Annotated in this window: 1 protein-coding gene; it reads right to left on the reverse strand. The window is 62.6% G+C overall.

Translation table 11 applies throughout. From position 1 onward, the window contains the following. A partial coding sequence (locus ACFO4L_RS17560) for an aldehyde dehydrogenase family protein (protein ID WP_377910969.1) occupies positions 1-1,056 on the reverse strand: 1,056 nt, incomplete at both ends.

A 1,056-nucleotide genomic window follows, 5' to 3' on the forward strand; every position in this document is an offset into this window, starting at 1 on the left:
GTCGCCGGTGAGCAGCGTCGCTTCTTTCTTGCCGATCTCAATGTAGCTCGTCACCTTGTCATACGCCTTCTGGTTGATGACCGGTCCGAGGTAGTTCTCGTACTTCTCGCTGTCGCCGAGCGTGAGCTTTTCCGTCTCTTCGACGACGCGCTGCGCGACCGTGTCGTACAGATCCTCGTGGATCACGGCACGGCTGCCGGCCGAGCACTTCTGGCCGGAGAAGTTGAACGCGGCCGTGACGATCGCGTTGACCGCCGTTTCCACGTCGGCCTCCTTATCGACCACGACGGTGTCCTTCCCGCCCATTTCCGCGAGCACGCGCTTCAAGTGGCGCTGGCCTTCCTGCACCTTCGCCGCCCGCTCCATGATGCGAAGGCCGGTGGCCTTCGATCCGGTGAACGTGATCAGCGCCGTGTCCTTGTGATCGACGAGGTAGTCGCCGATTTCATGCGGCTCTCCCGGCACGAAGTTCAGTACGCCGTCCGGCACGCCTGCTTCGCGCATGATGTCCACGAACTTCGCGGCGATGATCGGTGTCGGCTCGGCTGGCTTCAGGAGCACCGTGTTGCCGGCGACAAGCGGCGCCACCGTCGTGCCCATCATGATCGCTGCCGAGAAGTTCCACGGCGGAATCGTCACCGCGACCCCCGCGGACGTGTAGATGTACTGGTTGCTTTCGCCGTCGCGGCTTTCAATCTTCTTGCCATCCTTGAGTTCGATCATCTGGCGGCCGTAGTACTCGAGGAAGTCGATCCCTTCGGCCACTTCAATATCCGCTTCCACCCACGGCTTGCCCGCTTCCTTGACGACCGTCGCCGACAGCTCGTGCTTGCGGCGGCGCATGATCGCCGCGGCACGGAACAACAGCTCGGCGCGCGCGACCGGGTTCGTCTGGCTCCAGGCCGGGAACGCCTTCTTCGCAGCCTCAAATGCCGCGTCGATGTCCTTGGTGGACGCTTTGGAGACGCTGCCGATGACTTCGTCGTGGTTGCACGGGTTGTAGCTGACGAGCTTGTCCTTGGTCGTGACCTCTTTGCCGTCAATGACGAGCGGGTA

Origin of the sequence: Bacillus daqingensis, from assembly GCF_042654445.1 — a bacterium.
In the GTDB taxonomy this organism is placed as follows: domain Bacteria; phylum Bacillota; class Bacilli; order Bacillales; family Salisediminibacteriaceae; genus Alkalicoccus; species Alkalicoccus luteus.